Below are 20,539 nucleotides of genomic sequence, written 5' to 3'. Positions count from 1 at the left end.
TCATTATATGGGGCAATACGCAAAAGGATATATTAATTCTCAATTTTTACAATAGACATTTTACTTTTATATGGTTTGTTATTACTTGAATCTACGGCATTATTAGCAGATTGAATATTATCAAACTTATTCTGATAGATGTAATATTTACTTGTATTTACATCGTAAAAGAAGTTGATGTTTTTATCTCCAGATGCCACGACATTTGTAATAAATTCGTCACGTTTTTTAACATCACTATGAACCGCTAATACAACATAGTACCCATTTTCTTCATTCGCTACATTTTTTACAATCTGTATTTTCTTGCTTCTTGCTTCTCCAAAATCAAAATCATCTTCAGTTTTGGTTTCTGCACTAATTGGCGTATTATCCTTAATTAGTTTTAATGTAGCAGCATCTTGGGCATATCTGTCTTCTTGATTTTTATATGCGGCACGTTTGATTCTACGTTTTCTTTCAAAATCTGTTGCAATTTTAATTTCTTCTAATTGTATTTCAAGATTTGCTTTAGCTTTAATAGCTCCCTCTTGCTCTGCTTTTAATTCTTTTAATTTTTTTCTATGGAATAAGCTAACTTCATCTAGATTGATGGTGTCAGATTCTTCTCTTTGATTATATAATTCTTCAAGTCTTTTAATTTCCTTATTTCTAGCTTCAATTACTGCATCTAAATCTGCTTGAATAGCTGCGAGTTTTTTGTTTTCAGCAGATATACTCTTAAAAGGTTTAGGCTCCATATAAATACCTTGCTCACTTAAGTCGTTTTCTTCTTTTAAGTCTTTTAAATCTTTATCCTTGCTAATAACCACTTCTTGTAAGCGAATTAATAAGGCTTCTTGAGTCTCTTTAGAATCTTCAGTAGATTCTACAAGAGTATTCATGGTTTTACCTAACTCGTCTTGAGCTTCAGGAATTGCATTCTCACTGGCTTCAGCTTTCGCAGCCAAACGAGCCTGTTCTTCAGCTTCTGCTTTAGCCTGTGCTTCGGCAGCCAAACGTGCTTGTTCTTCGGCTTCCGCTTTAGCCTGTGCTTCTGCAGCTAAACGAGCCTGTTCTTCAGCTTCTGCTTTAGCTTGAGCTTCCGCAGCCAAACGTGCTTGTTCTTCGGCTTCCGCTTTAGCCTGTGCTTCTGCAGCTAAACGAGCCTGTTCTTCAGCTTCTGCTTTAGCTTGAGCTTCCGCAGCCAAACGTGCTTGTTCTTCGGCTTCCGCTTTAGCCTGTGCTTCTGCAGCTAAACGAGCCTGTTCTTCAGCTTCAGCTTTAGCTTGAGCTTCTGCAGCCAAACGTGCTTGTTCTTCAGCTTCCGCTTTAGCTTGAGCTTCCGCAGCCAAACGTGCTTGTTCTTCGACTTCCGCTTTTGCCTGTGCTTCTGCAGCCAAACGTAATTGTTCTTCGGCTTCCGCTTTAGCCAGTGCTTCCGCAGCCAAGCGTGCTTGTTCTTCAGCTTCTGCTTTAGCCTGTGATTCCGCAGCTAACCGTGCTTGTTCTTCAACTTCCGCCTTAGCTTGTCCTTCCGCAGCTAAACGAGCCTGTTCTTCAGCTTCAGCTTTAGCAAGAGCATTTGCTCTTCTGTTTGCTTCAGCTTTTTCGTTAACAGGTTTCGCCGTGTTTTTCTTTTTTGTTGATTGAAATAAAGAGCTCACTTTATCTTCACGACTATAGCTATAGCGTTCTTTGTTGTTAAATTTATAGGCTAAAGTCAGTTCGTGAGACGAGCCAAAACTGTTTATATCTCCAGTTGCTTTTTCATAATTATACTCAACAGATATTTGTTTTGTAATGTTAAGACCCACGCCACCGTGAAAGCCATTGAATGTATTGTAACCGGCTTGCGCCCAAATTCCTAATGGAATAGTTAACATGGCAGTACCAGAAATAATGGTATTATCTTCCTTAAATTCTGCTTTTACCAATCCGGTAAACTTGCTTTCATCTAAAAAACTATTGTTGTACATATAACCTGTATACATTAAATGCGCTTGTATACCACGTTGGGAATCGTCTTTGATTAATTCAGATGTACTAAAATTGTACAGAGCAGCATTGTTTACTGCAATACCAACATCGATAAATGCCATTCCGTAATTGATACCTGGACTTACACTTAATAGAAAATTTGATGGAATGTTCTGTAATGAAGGATCTGGAGTATTAGTAACTACTTTTCCATCGTTAACACCACTGCTATAAGCAGATACATTTAAACCAAATGTCAAGTTACTGTCTCTATTAAGTTGTGCGTTGTATGCAAAATTTAAAATTCCGCCAAATGTTGTAAGCACACCATAATTTTGTTGAAACAGTCCAACTCCAATTCCTATATTTTCCCTAAAACGTCCTGAATAGCTCGCTAAATAGGTGAGTGGCGCATCATCAAATGACACCCATTCCCTTTTATTAGTTATGCTTACATATTTGTGTTGTTGTCTAACAAAGCTAAATGTTGGGTTAATTGTATATTGATTATAGGTTAATGAATTACGAACAGGTAAATCAAAAGCTACCACACCATCGTTCTCTTGAGCGTTGGAAAGCTGAATTAAACAGCATATTAGTGATATGGCCAATACTTTTCGTATCATTTTATTTAAGGACTGTTATGGTACCTTTTTTAGTTTCATTGGTTGTTTTTATGATGTAATAGTATAATTTATTAACACTATTTAAATTCAATTGTTCCTCTGGCCAATTGTTTAAGTAGTCATTAGTTTTTAAGACGATTTTACCTTGGTTTGTCATGATTAAAACTTCAGCATTTGAACCACTAACATATTTGGTTGGCAAAATCCAAGTATCATTTATACCATCACCATTAGGACTAATGATGTTTGGTATTTTATCTACATCGGGAAAAGGGTCTACAGGTTCATTGATTGAGAAATTGAATTCTCTTGATCCGGTACATCCAGAGTTGTCTGTTACAATTACACTATAATTTCCAAATTCGCTAGCTATGTATGTTTCTGTAGTTGCTGTTGAAATGATGGAATTGTTAAAATACCATTCATAACTAGGGTTTGCAGCTGTTGATGTAACAGTGACAGTTAATGTCTCACCAGTTTCCATGGTGTTTTCTTCAGGTACGTTTATACTGGCATCAAATAACTCACTAATTAAATCTATTGAACCAGAAGCAGAACAGCTTCCTAAATCAACCTGTACAGAAAAAACACCAGATTCACTTGTTTCATACATTTGGTCTGTTGCATCAGGAATTATTTCTCCATCTTTGTACCATTGGTAACTATTTCCGCTTATTGTGCTTAATATTGTAGACCCCTGATCTGGGCAAAATGGGTTGCCAAGGCTGGAAGCAATGTTTGCACTAGCTTGTCCTGAAACAACTTCAGTAATAGTTACGCGATTTGAAAATGAATTGGAAGTACAGGTTCCATAGTTCGTTTCTACAAAATATGTACCCTCTTGACTAACTTCAAGTGTGTTTCCTTCAGCAACAAAAACAGAAGTTGTAGGTCCGGTTTCTCTAAACCAATTGAATGTTAAAGAAGGATAGTTTAATGGCGAATCATTATTACCGTTTCCAGGATTATCAATTGTTAGTAAGTAACTACCGCCAGAGCAGAACGCTCCAGTAGATACTAAATTATTGATTGTAAACGGGCTATCTTGAATTTTATAGTAAGCTGCAAAGGCGATTGAACGAGAACTAGTAGCGGCAGGCGCTGTACTTTTAACACGTATTTTATAACCTTCGCCAGCAGTATCTGTAGGTATAGAAAAATTTAAAGTCGCTGGAGATGTCGTTACAGCTCCTGAAGTTGAAGTATAAACCACAACAGGGTTTGTAAAGTCACCATTAGCATCAGACATTTCAATAATAAACTGATTGGAAGGATCTAAATTTGATTCAGGAGAAAAAACAAATGTTGTGCTATACGTGTTAAATGAAGCACTAGCACATGCCTGGCTGAAACCTAAATTTGGTGTACCAATAACAATTTGAGTATAACCTTTTTCTAAACAGAATAGAGCTAATAAACAAAGACTAGTTAAAATTTTTCTTGGTAGAGTAGTTTTAAGCATTCAAATTTATTTAATCACAATCAATTATTTAACTTTTAGGGTCTTTCTACTAATACTTACTTTTTTGTATAGTAAGTATTAGCAGAATAAAAGATCTTATTGGATTAATTAAGGGTAGTACCATTTTTACGGCACTTATTAATCATTAATCGTTAGATGCGATAATCTTATTAATGCGTAATCTAAAATCTGGACGCTTTGGATTTTTTAAATCGATAAATGTTTCTGAATCTGCACCTTTAGAGTAGACATTTTTAAAGATACTGTTACCGTACCAGTTTTCTAAATCATCGTTATTGGAATCATTTTTAGTAAAAATATTTCCGTTACAGTTATTGAAATACATTTCAGTAAACTTTATACGATCTAAATTTTCACTATTAACTTTGATTCTATTGTCTAAAATTACAGCTGGATTAAAACCAGAAATTACTGTTTTATTTAGTGAAGCAGAAACATCGGGAGCAATATAAAGGGCTTCTTTTACTAATCCGATTTGAATGTCTGAAGATAAATCATCACTAACATTAACCAATGTTAAGTTTTCAGCGATTACATCAGTTTTGTTTTTAGTTAAATCTACTTCATCTATTTCATCGTAAGAAGCGATATACATACATTTTGATCCATTAGCTCCAGATATATAAGGAGATCTAATGGCCAAAGAGTTTGTTATTTTACATTGTGTACCAAAATTAAATTCGTAATCGTTACTGCTTGTTCTGTACGAAATCATTTTGTCTAAATTAATTTCGCCGCCAATTACGTTAAAAGAGTTTCCGTAGCAATAACTAACCATTACATTCGAAATAGTTGTTTCACTACCAACACCTGCTAATGTAAGAGCGTTAAAATAACCGAATTCTTTTGTTCTTTTCCCGGCATATTCAATTCTTACAAATTTGAATATTCCAGAATCGTCATTGGCATTATCACCTCCATAGCTAATATTGTCGTAAGACGAAGGTTTTAAACCATAGTTAACCGCAGATTCGTTACCAAATTTATTGATAGGAGCATTTCCAAGAATGAAAATCCCACCCCAATCTCCTTGTTTTTTAACTCCTCTATTTGAGGTAAAAACAATTGGGTCTGTTTCTAAACCATTAGCAAAAATTCGAGATCCTCTACTTATTATTAAAGAGCCATTTGTTTTAAAATCACCAATAATTACTGTGCCAGGCTCTATGGTTAGTGTTGCACCATCGGTAACAAAAACACTTCCTAGTAATAAATAGATGTCTTTCTTATAAAGTTTTGTGTCTTCGGAGATGTTACCACTTAAGATTTGAGTAGGTTCTCCATATTCAACTGTATTTGGTGTAAACTCGGTCCATGAGTTTAACCAATTGTCATATCCTATAATTCCTTTTTCCTGCTGTGCGACCAAGTTGCCTAGCGCAAAAAGGGTCAAACATATAGTTAGAGTAAAGTTTTTCATAGTAAGTAAGTTTATTGTTCAATTTTGGGGTTTTATTTATCATCACATCAAACATATAAATAAATCCTATGAAATACAAAAAAATATCGATGAAATACATAAAAATAAATTATTTGTAGTATATATATTACAAATAATATTGTTTTTTACATAGATTAGTGAAAGTCACTAGTTTATTTTTGATATAAAAAACTGAAGGTTAATGTGTAGTATGAAAAAATCCCTGACTTTTATAATCAGGGATTCTTTTAATTATAGTGTGAAATTAAAAAGTTTTAATACTCATTAAATTCGTTATAAGTATGTAATGATTTTAAAGTTTGCTCGTAAAATAAAATAGCAGCAATTAAATTTGTTTTGTCTGAATATGGCAGAATTTTAGTTTGAAATTCTATAGTATTATCAAAATATTCAGAAGCAGCTTCAATATTTTCTTCTAAAGCCTTGCGATGATCTTTAGTATCTGGTATACCTAAAGCTTGAATGGTTACACCAGGCTTGTTGGTAAAAGCGATGTTAGGTAGTATTTTAACTATTACTTCAATGCGTTCTATATATAAGTCTAATAATTGACCTTTGTTCATTTGATCTAATTCGTCACGGTCATGGTATTTTTTTATGGCAACTTTTTGACTGATAATGCCTTGAGGCTCGTTATTCTTTTGGGAAAAAAGAGTGCTTGATGTTATGAAAAAAATAGCACAAAAAACAAGTAGTTTAGTTTTCATATTCATAATTTTAGAATTATTCCTTGGCAACAAATCTATACATTTTATTAAAATATCCAACTTTATTTTTACTTTTTTTGTCAATTAAGTGTATAATTAATACGATGAAATACTTAATTGGTAAGAAAATTAATACAAAAATGAAATTTTTAAGAAATTTCTATTTAACCCCTAAAAGCAATTAAAAATGAAATATATTTGTATGGTTACAAAATAATTTGATGAATAAGGAAGTACTACAAAATTCATATATAAATAGAGAAGTAAGCTGGCTGCAATTTAACGCTAGAGTTCTTCAAGAAGCTGACGATGAAACAGTTCCTTTAATTGAAAGATTAAGATTCCTTGGTATTTTTTCTAATAATTTAGATGAATTTTTTAAAGTACGTTATGCTACCGTTAAGCGAATAGTAGAAGCGGGTAAAGGCGGAAAAAGTGAGCTTGGTGGTATTAAAGCCAATGAACTTTTAGATATTATTACGCAAATAGTAATTAAACAACAAAGTGATAGCCTTGAAATTTTAAGTAGAATTCAAAAAGAATTGGAAACGGAGCACATATTTATGGTTAATGAAACCCAAATAAGGCCCGAACACCATAGTTTTGTTAAAAGCTACTTTATTCAGAATGTAAGCCCAGCATTAGTTACAATTATTTTAAGCGATTCGGTTGATTTACCAAACTTAAAAGATAGTGCAGCCTATCTTGCCGTTAATTTAAAATTAAGAAACGACACGAATCAATATGCATTAATTGAAATTTCAAAAAGCATGAATCGATTTGTGGTGTTACCAGAACTTGATGGTAACGATTACATCATTATGCTTGATGACTTGCTACGTTACTGCTTAAATGATATCTTTAATATTTTTGATTATCAGAGTATTAGCGCTCATATGATCAAGATTACTAGAGATGGCGAGTTAGATTTAGAAAGTGATTTTAGTAAAAGCTTTATTGAGAAAATTTCAGACAGTGTTAAGCATAGACAAGTAGGTGAGCCAGTACGTTTTGTATACGATAAAACCATTGACAAGGAAACATTATCCTTTTTAATGGATAAAATGGGAATTGAATCTACCGATAGTATCATTCCTGGTGGTCGTTATCACAATAGGCGCGATTACATGGGTTTTCCTAGTTTAGGGCGAACGGACTTGCTTTATGATAAAATTGAACCACTTCCGGTTAAAGGCTTAAGTTTAGAGAAGAGTATTTTTTCTACCATTAAAGACAAAGACTTTTTAATCCATACGCCTTATCATACATTTTCTTATGTGGTAAAATTTTTAAGGGAGGCTGCTTTAGATCCAAAGGTAACCACTATAAAAATTACCATTTACCGATTAGCTCAAATTTCACACGTAGCGAGCTCGCTCATTAATGCAGCAAAAAATGGTAAAAAAGTTACCGTTTCAATAGAAATTCAAGCGCGTTTTGATGAGCAGGCAAATATTGATTATGCCGAGCAAATGCAGCAAGAAGGTGTTAATTTAATTTTTGGGGTTCAAGGATTAAAAGTACACAGTAAAATGTGTGTTATTGAACGAGATGAAAATGAAAAGTCCAGACGCTATGGTTTTATTAGTACTGGAAATTTTAATGAATCTACAGCTAAAATATATACGGATTATACCTTATTTACAGCCGATCAAAAAATATTAAAGGACATTAATAAGGTTTTTAGTTTCTTTGAAACCAATTATCGTATTTTTAGATATAAGCATATTATTACATCACCTCATTATACCGAAAAAGCGCTGTTTAAACTTATTGATACAGAAATCATTAAAGTGAAAATTGGCAAACCAGGTAGAATACGATTAAAAATGAATAGCTTATCAAGCTACAAAATGGTCGATAAGTTATATGAGGCAAGTAGGGCAGGCGTTAAAATACAAATGGTTGTTCGCGGAATATGTTGTTTAATTCCTGGTGTTCCCGAAATGAGTGAAAACATTGAGGTTATAAGTATAGTTGATAAATTTTTAGAACATACCAGGTTGTATATTTTTGGGGAAGACTCCGACGCCAAAATTTATATTTCATCTGCAGATTGGATGACGAGAAATATTGAAAATCGTGTAGAGGTCAGTTGTCCGATATACGACACTGATATAAAGCAAGAATTAATAGATAATTTTAATATTTATTGGAGTGCCAATGTTAAGGCACGTATTTTGAACGAGACTCAAAACAATGAATATAAGAAACGAAAACAACCTATCGTAAGAGCCCAGTTTGCTACTTACGATTATTATTTAAAAAAACTAAATAGTTAATGCTTTCAATAAAAAAATATGCAGCAATAGATATAGGTTCAAATGCCGTAAGATTATTAATTGCCAATATTATTGAAGAAAAAGGAAAGCCACCTCGATTTAAAAAAAGCTCACTTGTTCGTGTTCCAATTCGTTTAGGCGCTGATGTGTTTTTAAAACAAAAAATTTCAAAACACAATACAGAGCGTATGCTAGATACTATGCAGGCTTTTAAATTACTTATGAAATCGCATAATGTTGAAAAATATAAAGCCTGTGCCACATCAGCAATGCGTGAGGCAAGCAATGGCATTAAAATTTCTACTCAAGTTGAAAACGAAACACAAATAAAGATTGATATTATTGATGGAGAAGAAGAGGCTGCAATTATAGCTGCTACAGATTTACAATCTTATATAGATGTTAATAAAACCTATTTATATGTTGATGTAGGTGGTGGTAGTACGGAGTTTACTGTATTTCATAACGGAGAAACCGTTACCTCAAGATCATTTAAAATAGGGACGGTACGTTTGTTAAATGATATTGTAAAGAAAGAAACTTGGAACGAATTAGAAGAATGGATTAAAGAAAATACGTCTAAATATGATAAGATAGATGTTTTAGGTTCTGGTGGAAACATCAATAAAATATTTAAAATTTCAGGAAAGGCGCTTGGTAAGCCTTTGACGTATTTTTATTTAACTAGTTACTATAATATGCTTCAATCGTATTCTTACGAAGAGCGTATTACAGAATTAGATTTAAACCAAGATAGAGCCGATGTAATTATACCTGCTACGCGTATTTACCTGTCCGCAATGAAATGGAGTGGAGCAAAAGACATTTATGTGCCAAAAATTGGTTTAGCCGATGGTATAATTAAAAGTATATACTATGATACGGTTTCGAGCAATACACAGTAAAAATCTAGCACTTTATCTTTTTATTGTACTATATTTAACAAATTAAATTATATTAGCTTTCACTAATTCAATCTATACCTATAAAAACAAGAATTATGAGAAAAACATTACTTTTTTTAGCCTTTATTATCGTAGCATCTATGTCATTTGCCCAAAATGCGTCTTATGGTGTGCGTGTAGGTTATAATATATCTAATCTGGATTTTGAGCCACATCCAACTTTTGACAATATGCACAGAAATGGTTTTGCTATTGGATTTTTTGGAGAATATGATTTATCTGCGGCAATAGGATTGGCGCCAGAAATTCAATTTTCTGCTGAAGGAGCAAAAGACAGAGATTTAAGAATAGACTATATTCAAATGCCAATTTTGTTTAAATACAGAATTGGAGACAGATTATCTGTAGGTGCAGGTCCTTTAGTTAGTTTAAAGGTGCATGAGTATGAAGATGGATTTAAAAACTTTGGCTTCTCTGGAGTTGGTGGTTTAGAGTTTATGATATCTGATGAGATTTTTATCGATGCTAGATACCACTACGGATTTACAAATGTGTTAGATGATGATAATCCATCTGGATACGAAGCTACAAACACAAACATTCAATTAGGAATTGGAATAAAAATCTAATTAACTAACCAACCAAATAAATTGTAAGAAACTCCAGCATTTAGTGTTGGAGTTTTTTTATCCATGAATGGTTTCTTTTTTGCTCAAATCTTTCATGATTTCGGCTTCAAAAGTCAATAAATCCTGCCATTTTTTATCAACTTCTTTTCGGTCTCCATATTGTCTGGCAAAGCCCAGAAACATGGTGTAATGGTTGGCTTCACTTACCATGAGTTTTCTATAAAACTCGGCCAATTCTTTATCTTCCAATTCTTCAGACAGTAATCTAAAACGTTCACAGCTTCTTGCCTCAATTAAGGCTGCATATAATAGCCTGTGTACCAATTGTGTGGTTCTACTACCACCTTTTGGAAAAAATTTGTGTAGAGCAATAACGTAATCATCTTTTCGGTCACGACCCAATACCCACCCACGCTCAATAATTTTGTCGTGTACCATTTTAAAATGGCTGATTTCCTCCTTTACCAAAGCTGTCATTTCTTTTACTAAATCGGTGTATTCTGGAAACGAAACAATTAATGAAATAGCCGTGCTGGTTGCTTTTTGCTCACAATAGGCATGATCTGTAAGTATCTCTTCAATGTTCTTTTCTACAATGTTTACCCAACGAGGATCTGTAGGAAGTTTTAGGCCTAGCATAATTATTTAGTTAATGAGTTCTGTTACAAGAAAACCCTTATTTTCTTTAGGAGTAATCTCTAAAATTGAAGAATCTTTAAGAACTGGAGAATAATATTCAAAATAAACAGCTGGCATATTGGGATAATATTTGTTGTCTTTTGCAATCCAAAAATCTCTTAAATAATATTCATCTAAATTTAACCTACTTAAATGTTCATAAACAATACTAACTCCTTTATTTATTTTAATTGAAAGAATAGATTTATCATCTCTTATGACTTTTATATCTAAATTAAAGTCACGATAATTTACTGTTTCACCATTCGAGTTTACAGTAATATGATTATTCATGTCACTATACATTTTTACATGTACTTCGTAACCATTATCAAAAATAGTATCTGTGGTTTTTTCGGCATAGTCTTCAGGAATAAAGCGTATTTGTTTTTCTGAAAATGAATCTAATAGTTTATGCTCCTTTAGAACTTCTTGAGGCGTCATACTTAATCGGTCACGACCATCACAGGCTGTAAGACAGATTGTAATAATAAATAAAGTAGTTAGATAGAGTAGTTTTTTCATGATGACGAGTTAGATATCTAATCCAAACGTTTTTTTGAGTACAGTTATTGCAGGGTTTTTTTCTTTTAGCTTTTCGTATTTCTCTTGAGGTGAGTAGGCATATTGTTTTTCCATTTCCTCGTTAACTGTAATAGAGAGGTTTATATCGTAATTATTAAGTGCTTTACGAATAAAGCCTAATAATTCATATTGATGGCGTTCAACTTCCACTTTATTTGTAGCATTTGGAAATTCTAAATGTATAGTGGTATCTTGTAATTTTGGCGTATCGATAGATAGGATAGAGGCCAAATTGAATTTACCAGAATCTTGAAGCATTTTCACATAATTGTTCCAAGTTTTTACAAGTTCCTCTTCAGTAAACGGTTCTTTTGGTAAATCTTCTTCATCAAGTACAACCTCCATTTGCTTAATTTGGTGTTCCTTTTTAGCACGAATACTACTTAAGGATAGTGCAGAAGTAGACTGCTTACGAACATTTAAACTAATTTTTGGTGGAGGCTCTGCAACATTAATAGGTGATGCAGAATGTTCTAATTCTTCACTTTTTTCAGTTTCAATGGTTGTTTGCTGCTGTTGTTGAATAGATTGACCACTGTTGTTGTCGTTTTCATTAGGAACATTAACCTTTATAGTCTCAATTCCTTTAGCTTTAAAATAACTAGCTGGAATTATGTAGTTTTTGCTATTTTTTTTTTCTCCATCAAAAGTGATAGAGGCAAGTTGCATAAGGCAAAGTTCAACGAGTAAACGTTGGTTTTTACTGATTTTATACTTTAAATCGCAATCGTTGGCCAGCTCAATGCCTTTAAAAAGAAATGTTTGTGATGTTTTTTGAGATTGTTCTAAATATTTAGTTTTGGTCTCTTTGCCAACTTCCAACAATTCAATAGTTTCAGAGTTTTTACAAACCAATAGATCTCTGAAGTGAGATGCTAATCCAGCAATATAATGATGGCCGTCAAAACCTTTGGCTAAAATGGAATTAAACTGAATTAACAATTCAGGAATTTTATTGTCGAGTATTAAGTCGGTACTTTTAAAATATGTTTCGTAATCTAAAACATTAAGGTTTTCGGTAACTGCCTTTCGTGTTAAATTTTTACCGGAGAAACTCACAACCCTATCAAAAATAGAAAGGGCATCACGCATAGCGCCATCAGCTTTTTGTGCAATAATGTGGAGCGCATCGTCTTCGGCTTCTACACCTTGTTCTTCAGCAATATATTTTAAATACTCTTTAGCGTCATTTACGGTAATACGCTTAAAATCGAATATTTGGCAACGCGATAATATAGTTGGGATTATCTTGTGTTTTTCAGTGGTGGCAAGAATAAAAATACAGTGCTTAGGTGGTTCTTCCAATGTCTTTAAAAAAGCATTAAAAGCAGCTTGAGAGAGCATATGCACTTCATCAATAATATACACCTTGTATTTTCCTACTTGAGGAGGTATGCGAACCTGATCGGTTAACTCCCTTATCTGATCAACACCATTATTAGAGGCGGCATCCAATTCAAAAACGTTAAACGCAAAATCTTCGTCTTCTTTTTCAGAACCATCACTATTAATCATTTTAGCCAAAATACGCGCACAAGTTGTTTTTCCAACACCACGAGGACCTGTGAATAATAATGCCTGAGCCAAATGATTGTTTTCAATGGCATTTAGTAGTGTATTTGTAATGGCTTGTTGACCAACAACATCTTTAAATGTCTGTGGTCTATACTTTCTAGCCGATACTACAAAATGCTCCATTAAATAGTCTGAATGTTATTTTAACAAAGTTAAAAATTCAGCTACAATTTAAGAATACTCGTTCAAAATTTTAATAGTAGTTATTAACAATTATTGAATTACTTTTGCAATAGTAAATCGCCTTATCGCTGAGGCATTTATTTGTCTTGGAGGAAAGTCCGAACACCATAGTGCAAGCATAGTGGTTAACAGCCACCAGTCGTGAGACTAGGAAAAGTGCAACAGAAAGCAAGTACAGGTTAAGCTGTAGTGAAATCAGGTAAACTCTATGCGGTGCAATGTCATGTATACCAACGCTTGAGTGCGGCACGTGCAATTGTTGGAGGGTAGGCAGCTAGAGTGTATTGGCAACAATGCATCCAGATAAATGATAAGGTGCAGACAACGTGCTATTGTTGTTTCTGTAACAGAATTCGGCTTATAGATTTACTCACAATATAAAACCCTCTTTTTTAAGAGGGTTTTTACAATAATAACTGGTTGGTTAGTGTCAGTCTTATTGTTTTGGTGGTGCAATACCTAATTGATTATATAATGTAAGATTATCATAGTAGGCATCTTCTCTTATAAACAGTCCATCTTCATTCATGGTCCAAACACTAAAGCCGTGTGATTTCATTTTTTTGCCAGTTGGAGGATTTCCCATAAAGTCACCGTTATGTGTTCCTGTAACAGTCCAGTTAATATAAACTTTATTGCCTCTAGCAGCAGTACTATTAACCGCTACATTAAAGTCTGGAAAAGCGGTGACAAATGTATTCATAAAACCTTCATATTCACCAATGTTGTTAATTTCCAAATTGCCATTTGATGATCTTTCCAGATTTTCAACAGATAAGGATTTAAGGTTGCTAATGTCATGTGCATTCCAACCTTCTACTACTTTATTAACTGCTTGCATTGTTGATCCAGCACCATTAATTTCTTGTAACGCAAGAACTATTTCAGATGGATCCCACATTCCAACTTCCCTTACTATTTTTCCATCTTTAAATTGATAGGTTAAATGAATTGGTACTAAAAACTCTTTACCAGTAGCTGCTAAAGTTCCTTGCCAATCCAACCAACAATTCACCCATGTTTGGCCATCATCGGTTTTCACCATTTCATATTCTTGATCTTCATCCAGAAAACCTCTTGACGAATAATTAGCATCGTTAGCTTTGTGATAGGCTATGGTTTCAGAAGGAGACATTGCTTCTTTCTTTGTATTGTAATACGTTTTAGAGGTATCAGCATATATACTAGTATCATAAGCTTTATTATTATAATTGCTTATTAAAGTCTTAACAGTTTCAATTTCAGGAGACTGTTGGGTATATCTAGTTTCAGAATTTTGACATCCTACAATAAATACTAGGAGTAGTGTGTATAAGATTACTTTTTTCATTTGGTGTTATTGTTTTGGGTGATAGCTTAAATCTGGTCGTACTCTGCCCTCAATTTTGTCATATCTTGTTGTTAGTTGTATAACCTTAAAAAAAGTAGCTTGATCTTCATCTGTAAAAATTTCATCATTTTGCTTACCGTTTTGTGCTATCTCCAAATTATCTTTTGCTGCTATGGATACCATATAGTAACTTTCTTCGCAGCCAAAACCGCTGTGGTATACACTGTAACCATTCTTGATATTTCTTTTTTCAAACATGGCTTTAACTTCCTGCATACCTTCTTTCATGGCTTTACCATTTTTTGGAGCGTAATACAAGAAGTGATATTCCCGATGATTTTTACCTTCATCAGCCCCTTCAGGTCCTGGATGATACGACATACTTGGTAAATAATGAACAATATAGTTGCTATGCGAATCGTAGCATTCATCCATTTTGTTAAACAATGCATCTGCTTTTTCTTCTCCCATTTTTTCATAAAGGTCACCCATCATATTTTTGTCTAATTCTCCCATGTTTTTAATAGGGGTAACATATACAAATCGTCCATCTTCAATGCTTAAAGCGGTCCAATTAGCATCTTTAATGTCGTGCTTCTCAAAGCTGCTCTTTAGTTCTTTTGCAGCCTCTTCATATTGCATGATTTTGTCAAACTTCACATTATCTGTGTGAACTGTGAACATAGTAGGTTGATTGTCTTGTGCAGTAGCACTAAAAACAACACATAAAGCTAGTGTGTAGAAAAAAATCCCTTTTTTTAAAATTTTCATAATTGTTGGTTTTGGTTAGTAAAAAATGTTGATAAATAGTCAAATATTTACCATACCAAAAGTAAAGTGAGTCCAACAAAAAGGGGTTACAAAATTTGCTATTAATTATGTTTTTTCTTTATGGGAGTTGTCTAAAGTACTGAAAAAAAACGAATTATAAAAATACGAACATAGTTGGCTATTCGAAAAAGCTAAACATATTGCCGCCATAGCTTTTGGAATAACTGAAACGTGATATATTTTCTAGAGATGTATGCTTAGAGTGTTCTATAATTAGCATTCCATTTTCTTCCAGCAAACTGTTTTTAAAAACTAATTCAGGTATTTTAGAAAAATTATCAAGAGAAAAATCGTAAGGCGGATCGGCAAAAATAACGGTATATTGTTTTGTTACAGTCTCTAAATATTTATAGACATCACTTTTTACAGTTTTTAAGCCCATATTAAAGCCATTAGAGGTTTCATTAATAAATTTAACACAACCCAAATTAGCATCAACACATGTAATATCTTCTGTGCCTCTAGAAGCAAATTCGTAACTTATATTTCCAGTACCGGAAAACAGATCTAAAACTGATATGTCATCAAAATAATATTGGTTGTTGATAATGTTGAACAAGGCTTCTTTAGCCATATCGGTTGTGGGCCTTACTGGTAGCTTTTTTGGCGCACTTATTCGCCTGCCTTTATATTGTCCAGAAATAATTCGCATTAAAAGCTGTGTATTAGTGAAAAATCTGAATATTGATTTTTTGGTTCAGTTGAAAAATTATACTGGATATGATGTTTACCAAATTCTACATGCCTTATATATTTATATAAAATAGTATATAAAGCGTCATCTTTTTCTATATCACCAAGCAAAATTAAATTAATGGTTTCTGGGTCTAATTGTAGTTGTTCGAAAGTAAAAAGAACATAATAAATAAAATCCTCGTTTGTATAAAACTCAAAAGAATTATAAAGTTTAAGAGAACCTTTATCTACTACAATGATTTGGAAAAAACATTCGTAGATATTTAAAAATACTTTTGTTGAGCTTGATTGTTGTTCTTCCTGTAAAATACTATTGATTAATATACTTGAAACATGATTGTAAGTGAAACTACCGAACTTTTCATATATATAATTGTTAATGTTCACATAAGGAACATAAACACAAATAGAATTGTTGGCCTCAATAGTATCGTAGGTGATAAAATCTGACTTTAAAATTTTTGAATTAAATTTTAAATAGTCTGCAATTAGGCTTTCATTAAATAGTGCTTTTGGAACTATTGTTGCAAGTTCATTTACATGAACAACTTGAATACTCTGAAAATTTTGTTGTAATGCTTCTTCTACCGAAAACTGATCTTTAAGTATATCTAGCAATCTAAAAGGCGTAACGCGTTTATCAAATTTTATATGATTGAGATACGTAATAGTTTGGTTACTTAAGTTTAAAACACAAAAAGAAAGTCCATTCAAACTAATTTGAATGGACAAGCTTTTATTTGTTGTTTTATTTAATTTGTTATTCGCTATCGCCATAAGTTTTTGGCCAGTTTCCGTTGGTTTTTACCTCTGTCATAGAACCAACCTTAAGAGCATCTCCATTAACACCATCAACAGAAACCACTTCATTTTCTTGAGCAATTAAATCTTTATCTTGATCATGTAAGATTATGGCTTTTTTAACTGAAGCTTCAAATACAGGTATTTTAACGGCATCTTCTTCTAAAAAGCCAGCATCCATCTCAAATTTTGTTCCTTCGGGAGCTGTTGGAACAAACATCATGGATTTATATCTATCAGAAGATTTAAACAATGAGTCTTTAACCGAAACAAAGTCTAGCGTGTCAATTATAGTAATTTCTTTCATCGTTTCAACTCCACCATATCGTTTTGTCATTTCTTCATCTAATACCAATGAGTCACGACGTTGTGTAATTGTATATTGTGCCGTATCAATAAATTTTACTAATCCATCAAAGTCTTTAGCAAACTTACCGGTTACTTGTCTATGTGCTAGTTGCGAGTCACGTATATCAACTAAACGTTCAATAACTTGTGCATAACGTTTATTTTTAACTTTGTTGAATTGGATAGGCTCATAAACAGACATAAAAGTTTGGTAACCTAAAAACCCAATCACTACCCAAAGCAAGATTACTAGAACAGGTTTAAATTTAGCAGGTATAAATTTATCAACTAGCCAAACCAAACCAATGGTAATAAGAATTACAGCTACTACTAGGAGAATTATTGTTAACATAGTGTTTAATTAAATTAATTAAGGTTGTACGCAAATCTACAATTTTTTTTTAATCGTAAAAGCCTATGCGACCAAAAATCATTGTTATCTTTGATGAAAATAAAAAAATCACACAGCTTTAATGAATTCTAGCGAATTTTATTCACTTGTAAAACAGCAATTTCCCTTTCAACCAACACTAAAACAAGACATCGTTTTACAACAATTAGCAGATTTTATTTTTTCAAAAACCAAAAACAGTCTATTTCTATTAAAAGGTTATGCAGGAACGGGTAAAACTACCATAATAGGCAGTATTGTAACAAACTTATGGAAGGCCAAAAAAAGTGCTGTGCTTATGGCACCTACTGGTCGAGCAGCTAAAGTTATTTCAAATTATTCGGGAAAAGAAGCGTTTACCATTCATAAGAAAATATACTTCCCCAAGAAGGAAAAAAGTGGTGGTGTGAAATTTATTTTGCAACCCAACAAGCACAAAAACACAATTTTTATTGTTGATGAAGCCTCCATGATTCCTGATACACCAGGTGAATCTAAATTATTCGAAAATGGTTCGTTGCTAGATGATTTAATGCAATATGTTTATTCTGGTCATAATTGCAAATTGTTGTTAATAGGTGATACAGCCCAACTACCTCCTGTAAAGTTAGATTTAAGTCCTGCTTTAAATGAAAACACTTTAGGCTTAAATTACAATAAAGAAGTGACTAAAATGGAGTTGGACGAAGTTGTTAGGCAAGAATTAGAATCAGGAATACTTGTAAATGCTACTAATTTAAGAGAATCACTATCAAACTCCTTTACAGATAGTTTTCAATTTAATTTAAACGGCTACAAAGATATTATTAGACTTATTGATGGTCATGAAATAATGGAGGCCATTAACGATGCTTACAGTACTTTAGGAAATGAGGAAACGACAATTATAGTTAGAAGTAATAAACGCGCTAACCTATATAATCAACAAATTCGTGAACGTATTTTGTTTAATGAAAATGAAATATCCGCAGGTGATTATTTAATGGCGGTTAAGAACAACTATTTCTGGTTAAAACCTACAACAGAGGCCGGTTTTATAGCTAATGGCGATATTATTGAGATTCTTGAGATATTCAGTATTAAAGAATTGTATGGTTTTCGTTTTGCAGAGGTAAAAGTTAAAATGGTAGACTATCCCAGAATGAGACCTTTTGAAACAGTTTTGTTGTTAGATACCATAAAAGCAGAAACCCCTTCGTTAACTTATGAAGATTCTAATAGGTTATATCAAGAGGTTATGAAAGATTTTCAAAACGAAAAAAGTAACTACAAAAAGTTTTTAGGAGTTAAAAACAATAAGTATTTTAATGCTTTACAAGTGAAATTCTCATATGCAATTACTTGTCATAAGTCGCAAGGAGGCCAGTGGAACACAGTTTTTGTAGAACAGCCTTACTTGCCTGACGGTGTAACAATAGACTATTTAAGATGGTTGTATACAGCGGTTACCAGAGCACAAGAACGCTTGTACTTAATTGGGTTTAAGGATAGTTTTTTTATGGAATAATTTTTTGAGGTTTATAAGAGGTTCGATTTAAATATTCTATTTTTGAAGTATAAATATAATAGCAAATTATGAAGATAATAGCCATGATACCTGCACGATATGCAGCATCACGTTTCCCAGGGAAACTTATGCAGGATTTAGAAGGAAAACCGGTTATTTTGCGTACTTACGAGGCAACATTAAAAACGGGACTGTTCGATGATGTTTTTGTGGTTACAGACAGTGCTATTATTTATGATGAAATTGTAAATAATGGAGGGCAGGCCATTATGAGTAAGAAAGAACATGAGTGTGGTAGTGATAGAATTGCTGAAGCTGTGGAATCTATGGATGATGTGGATATTGTTGTTAATGTTCAAGGCGATGAGCCCTTTACTGAAGTTGATTCACTCAAAAAATTAATAGCTGTGTTTAAGGATGATGATGATAGGGAAATAGATTTAGCGTCATTAATGGTGCATATTACCGATCAAGATGAGATAAATAATCCAAACACTGTTAAGGTAATTGTTGATAATAACAATTTTGCATTATATTTTTCAAGAAGCCCAATTCCTTACCCTAGAGATAAGTCGGTAACTGTAAAATACCATAAACATAAAGGTGTTTATGCATTTAGAAGAGAGGCTTTATTAGATTTTTATCGTTTGCCAATGTTGTCTTTAGAAGCTTCAGAAAAAATTGAATGTATTAGATACTTGGAGTACAGTAAGAAAATTAAAATGGTAGAAACCCATGTGCAAGGTGTTGAAATAGACACGCCTGAAGATTTAGAACGTGCTAAAAAATTGTGGAAATAGATTATAAACATATAAAAGTAATAGGTTTTGATGCGGATGATACCCTGTGGGTAAACGAAACCTATTTTCGTGATGCTGAAATAGCGTTTGCGAAGCTGTTGTCACCTTACGAAACCATGAATAAAATTGACCAAGAGCTTTTTAAAATGGAAATGAAAAACCTGTCGCTTTATGGCTATGGTGTTAAGGGCTTCGTGTTATCCATGGTTGAAATGGCATTGGAATTGTCCAATTATTCAGTGTCCAACAAAACTATTGATGCTATTTTAAACATTGGTAAAGACATGATAAATAAACCAGTAGAGTTGCTCGAAGGTGTAGAAGAGGTATTAAGCAATTTATCAAAAAACTACAGACTCATTGTTGCTACCAAAGGCGATTTGTTAGATCAAGAACGAAAATTGGAAAAGTCTGGATTATTAGATTATTTTCATCATATAGAGGTGTTAAGTGACAAAAAGGAAGAGAACTATTCAAAATTGTTAAATCACCTTGATATAAAACCATCAGAATTTTTAATGGTAGGTAATTCATTAAAGTCAGATATTTTACCGCTCATTAATATTAAAGCACATGCTATTCATATTCCGTTTCATACAACTTGGGCACATGAACAAGTGAGTGAGGACGAGAAAAATGGCAAAGCCTATAAAACTATAAGTAGTTTGTTGGAATTAAATGAGCTTTTGTAGTGTTTATTAAGAATTAAATAATGTAAAAAACAAAGTTTGAATTAATAAAGGTATATCCAACTATGTTTTTATTTTTGTTAAAGAATACAA

At 32.9% G+C, this 20,539-nt stretch carries 18 protein-coding genes and 1 other RNA gene; 7 read left to right on the top strand and 12 right to left on the bottom strand.

What is annotated here, in order from left to right; all coding sequences use genetic code 11:
• Positions 1 to 32: 32 nt before the first annotated feature.
• The 4 genes from MTX13_RS14200 to MTX13_RS14185 all read right to left on the bottom strand — a co-directional run bounded on the left by MTX13_RS14200 (position 33) and on the right by MTX13_RS14185 (position 6,216).
• A complete protein-coding gene (locus tag MTX13_RS14200; RefSeq protein WP_250437311.1) occupies positions 33 to 2,585 on the bottom strand; it encodes a PorP/SprF family type IX secretion system membrane protein in 2,553 nt (850 codons plus the stop codon).
• 1 nt (position 2,586) lies between these two features.
• Positions 2,587 to 4,047: a T9SS type B sorting domain-containing protein gene (locus MTX13_RS14195; RefSeq protein WP_250437309.1), complete on the bottom strand. Its 1,461-nt coding sequence runs from the start codon at positions 4,045 to 4,047 to the stop codon at positions 2,587 to 2,589.
• A gap of 145 nt (positions 4,048 to 4,192) precedes the next feature.
• Positions 4,193 to 5,488, bottom strand: a complete 1,296-nt coding sequence (locus MTX13_RS14190) for a hypothetical protein (protein ID WP_250437307.1) — start codon at positions 5,486 to 5,488, stop codon at positions 4,193 to 4,195.
• 275 nt (positions 5,489 to 5,763) lie between these two features.
• A complete protein-coding gene (locus MTX13_RS14185) occupies positions 5,764 to 6,216 on the bottom strand; it encodes a hypothetical protein (protein WP_250437305.1) in 453 nt (150 codons plus the stop codon).
• A 221-nt stretch (positions 6,217 to 6,437) separates the two neighbouring features.
• Here MTX13_RS14185 and ppk1 point away from each other — a divergent pair, with 221 nt between their 5' ends.
• The 3 genes from ppk1 (at position 6,438) to MTX13_RS14170 (ending at position 10,032) form a co-directional block, all read left to right on the top strand.
• Positions 6,438 to 8,498 (top strand): polyphosphate kinase 1, encoded by a 2,061-nt coding sequence (gene ppk1 / locus MTX13_RS14180; RefSeq protein ID WP_250437303.1) that lies wholly within the window; start codon positions 6,438 to 6,440, stop codon positions 8,496 to 8,498.
• Positions 8,498 to 9,403 (top strand): Ppx/GppA phosphatase family protein, encoded by a 906-nt coding sequence (locus MTX13_RS14175; RefSeq protein ID WP_250437289.1) that lies wholly within the window; start codon positions 8,498 to 8,500, stop codon positions 9,401 to 9,403. Before ppk1 ends, MTX13_RS14175 begins: the two co-directional genes overlap by 1 nt.
• Positions 9,404 to 9,498: 95 nt before the next feature.
• On the top strand, positions 9,499 to 10,032 hold the full coding sequence (locus tag MTX13_RS14170) for a porin family protein (protein WP_250437278.1): 534 nt from the start codon (positions 9,499 to 9,501) through the stop codon (positions 10,030 to 10,032).
• Positions 10,033 to 10,089: 57 nt separating this feature from the next.
• Here the strand turns inward: MTX13_RS14170 and miaE are convergent, their stop codons facing one another.
• From miaE to MTX13_RS14155, 3 genes are read right to left on the bottom strand one after another with little or no spacing between them, the layout of a single operon-like run.
• Entirely contained in the window at positions 10,090 to 10,671 is a 582-nt protein-coding gene (miaE, locus tag MTX13_RS14165) for a tRNA-(ms[2]io[6]A)-hydroxylase (RefSeq protein ID WP_250437276.1), read from the bottom strand.
• Positions 10,672 to 10,677: 6 nt separating this feature from the next.
• A complete protein-coding gene (locus tag MTX13_RS14160; protein ID WP_250437267.1) occupies positions 10,678 to 11,235 on the bottom strand; it encodes a hypothetical protein in 558 nt (185 codons plus the stop codon).
• 9 nt (positions 11,236 to 11,244) lie between these two features.
• Positions 11,245 to 12,993 (bottom strand): DNA polymerase III subunit gamma/tau, encoded by a 1,749-nt coding sequence (locus MTX13_RS14155; protein WP_250437265.1) that lies wholly within the window; start codon positions 12,991 to 12,993, stop codon positions 11,245 to 11,247.
• A 109-nt stretch (positions 12,994 to 13,102) separates the two neighbouring features.
• On the opposite strand from MTX13_RS14155, the gene rnpB reads away from it, so the two are divergent.
• Positions 13,103 to 13,430: RNase P RNA component class A (gene rnpB / locus MTX13_RS14150), an RNA gene on the top strand.
• 59 nt (positions 13,431 to 13,489) lie between these two features.
• On the opposite strand, the gene MTX13_RS14145 is transcribed toward rnpB, so the two are convergent.
• From MTX13_RS14145 to MTX13_RS14125, 5 genes are all read right to left on the bottom strand, one after another.
• Positions 13,490 to 14,383 carry an ester cyclase gene (locus MTX13_RS14145; RefSeq protein WP_250437257.1) on the bottom strand — a complete coding sequence of 298 codons (894 nt, stop codon included), beginning with the start codon at positions 14,381 to 14,383 and terminating at the stop codon, positions 13,490 to 13,492.
• Between the two features lie 6 nt (positions 14,384 to 14,389).
• Positions 14,390 to 15,154: a hypothetical protein gene (locus tag MTX13_RS14140; protein ID WP_250437256.1), complete on the bottom strand. Its 765-nt coding sequence runs from the start codon at positions 15,152 to 15,154 to the stop codon at positions 14,390 to 14,392.
• 178 nt (positions 15,155 to 15,332) lie between these two features.
• The gene (locus tag MTX13_RS14135; protein ID WP_250437254.1) at positions 15,333 to 15,866 is read right to left on the bottom strand and encodes an RsmD family RNA methyltransferase; all 534 of its coding nucleotides are present in this window, start codon (positions 15,864 to 15,866) and stop codon (positions 15,333 to 15,335) included.
• On the bottom strand, positions 15,866 to 16,687 hold the full coding sequence (locus MTX13_RS14130) for a DUF3822 family protein (RefSeq protein ID WP_250437252.1): 822 nt from the start codon (positions 16,685 to 16,687) through the stop codon (positions 15,866 to 15,868). Before MTX13_RS14130 ends, MTX13_RS14135 begins: the two co-directional genes overlap by 1 nt.
• Positions 16,671 to 17,411, bottom strand: coding sequence for a hypothetical protein (locus MTX13_RS14125; RefSeq protein WP_250437232.1), 741 nt, complete (start codon positions 17,409 to 17,411; stop codon positions 16,671 to 16,673). The genes MTX13_RS14130 and MTX13_RS14125 overlap by 17 nt, the downstream gene beginning before the upstream one ends.
• Before the next feature lie 121 nt (positions 17,412 to 17,532).
• Here MTX13_RS14125 and MTX13_RS14120 point away from each other — a divergent pair, with 121 nt between their 5' ends.
• From MTX13_RS14120 to MTX13_RS14110, 3 genes are all read left to right on the top strand, one after another.
• Positions 17,533 to 18,957: an ATP-dependent DNA helicase gene (locus MTX13_RS14120; RefSeq protein ID WP_250437230.1), complete on the top strand. Its 1,425-nt coding sequence runs from the start codon at positions 17,533 to 17,535 to the stop codon at positions 18,955 to 18,957.
• 68 nt (positions 18,958 to 19,025) lie between these two features.
• On the top strand, positions 19,026 to 19,757 hold the full coding sequence (kdsB, locus tag MTX13_RS14115; RefSeq protein ID WP_250437228.1) for a 3-deoxy-manno-octulosonate cytidylyltransferase: 732 nt from the start codon (positions 19,026 to 19,028) through the stop codon (positions 19,755 to 19,757).
• Positions 19,748 to 20,449 carry an HAD family hydrolase gene (locus MTX13_RS14110; RefSeq protein ID WP_250437226.1) on the top strand — a complete coding sequence of 234 codons (702 nt, stop codon included), beginning with the start codon at positions 19,748 to 19,750 and terminating at the stop codon, positions 20,447 to 20,449. Before kdsB ends, MTX13_RS14110 begins: the two co-directional genes overlap by 10 nt.
• Positions 20,450 to 20,539: the final 90 nt, after the last annotated feature.

This window comes from Hanstruepera flava, assembly GCF_023634025.1.
In the GTDB taxonomy this organism is placed as follows: Bacteria; Bacteroidota; Bacteroidia; order Flavobacteriales; family Flavobacteriaceae; genus Hanstruepera; species Hanstruepera flava.
This window is presented reverse-complemented; position numbering and strand designations above follow the sequence as displayed.

Excerpts from the sequence above, each read along its gene's own strand:
- MTX13_RS14200 (WP_250437311.1), bottom strand. The coding sequence starts at position 2,585 with ATGATACGAAAAGTATTGGCCATATCACTAATATGCTGTTTAATTCAG.
- MTX13_RS14195 (WP_250437309.1), bottom strand. The coding sequence starts at position 4,047 with ATGCTTAAAACTACTCTACCAAGAAAAATTTTAACTAGTCTTTGTTTA.
- MTX13_RS14190 (WP_250437307.1), bottom strand. The coding sequence starts at position 5,488 with ATGAAAAACTTTACTCTAACTATATGTTTGACCCTTTTTGCGCTAGGC.
- MTX13_RS14185 (WP_250437305.1), bottom strand. The coding sequence starts at position 6,216 with ATGAAAACTAAACTACTTGTTTTTTGTGCTATTTTTTTCATAACATCA.
- ppk1 (WP_250437303.1), top strand. The coding sequence starts at position 6,438 with ATGAATAAGGAAGTACTACAAAATTCATATATAAATAGAGAAGTAAGC.
- MTX13_RS14175 (WP_250437289.1), top strand. The coding sequence starts at position 8,498 with ATGCTTTCAATAAAAAAATATGCAGCAATAGATATAGGTTCAAATGCC.
- MTX13_RS14170 (WP_250437278.1), top strand. The coding sequence starts at position 9,499 with ATGAGAAAAACATTACTTTTTTTAGCCTTTATTATCGTAGCATCTATG.
- miaE (WP_250437276.1), bottom strand. The coding sequence starts at position 10,671 with ATGCTAGGCCTAAAACTTCCTACAGATCCTCGTTGGGTAAACATTGTA.
- MTX13_RS14160 (WP_250437267.1), bottom strand. The coding sequence starts at position 11,235 with ATGAAAAAACTACTCTATCTAACTACTTTATTTATTATTACAATCTGT.
- MTX13_RS14155 (WP_250437265.1), bottom strand. The coding sequence starts at position 12,993 with ATGGAGCATTTTGTAGTATCGGCTAGAAAGTATAGACCACAGACATTT.
- MTX13_RS14145 (WP_250437257.1), bottom strand. The coding sequence starts at position 14,383 with ATGAAAAAAGTAATCTTATACACACTACTCCTAGTATTTATTGTAGGA.
- MTX13_RS14140 (WP_250437256.1), bottom strand. The coding sequence starts at position 15,154 with ATGAAAATTTTAAAAAAAGGGATTTTTTTCTACACACTAGCTTTATGT.
- MTX13_RS14135 (WP_250437254.1), bottom strand. The coding sequence starts at position 15,866 with ATGCGAATTATTTCTGGACAATATAAAGGCAGGCGAATAAGTGCGCCA.
- MTX13_RS14130 (WP_250437252.1), bottom strand. The coding sequence starts at position 16,687 with ATGGCGATAGCGAATAACAAATTAAATAAAACAACAAATAAAAGCTTG.
- MTX13_RS14125 (WP_250437232.1), bottom strand. The coding sequence starts at position 17,411 with ATGTTAACAATAATTCTCCTAGTAGTAGCTGTAATTCTTATTACCATT.
- MTX13_RS14120 (WP_250437230.1), top strand. The coding sequence starts at position 17,533 with ATGAATTCTAGCGAATTTTATTCACTTGTAAAACAGCAATTTCCCTTT.
- kdsB (WP_250437228.1), top strand. The coding sequence starts at position 19,026 with ATGAAGATAATAGCCATGATACCTGCACGATATGCAGCATCACGTTTC.